The following is a 428-nucleotide window of genomic DNA, read 5'->3' as shown; positions in this document are numbered from 1 at the left end:
AACGCCCGGAGTATGGATGTGTACGTGACTAAGCTCCGGAAGCATTTGAAAGAAGACCCCGATGTGCAGATTATGAATCTGCACGGGGAAGGTTTTAAGCTAATAGGTTAGCATAAGACTGTGGGCAGCGTGCATCAGATTTTTGATATACGCCCCAAATACGTTACTTTTGATGTATAAATACTTACACTAATACTCGCAAAAGTTGTTTTCATGGAAATAGAAGGAACCGTCATTGCAATACTTCCCGAAGTAAACGGACAAGGTAAAAACGGAACGTGGCGTAAGCAGGAATTTGTACTGGAAACGCAGGGACAATACCCCAAAAAAGTATGTATTGCTATGTGGGGAGATAAAATTGACCAGTTTGGTCTTGCCGTGGGTGATGCCGTCGTGGCCTCAGTGGACGTAGAAAGCCGCGAATACAA

Annotated in this window: 1 protein-coding gene; it reads left to right on the top strand. The window is 44.2% G+C overall.

The window, feature by feature from the left end; all coding sequences use genetic code 11:
• Positions 1-213 precede the first annotated feature (213 nt).
• Positions 214-428: DUF3127 domain-containing protein (locus tag ACLD7X_RS19150; protein ID WP_411425263.1), on the top strand; the 215-nt coding region annotated here is incomplete at its 3' end.

This window comes from Aphanothece microscopica RSMan92 (genome assembly GCF_046613545.2).
Lineage (GTDB): Bacteria > Cyanobacteriota > Cyanobacteriia > PCC-6307 > Cyanobiaceae > NIES-981.
The sequence above is the reverse complement of the archived record's forward strand: the minus strand, read 5'-3'. Positions and strand labels throughout refer to the sequence as shown.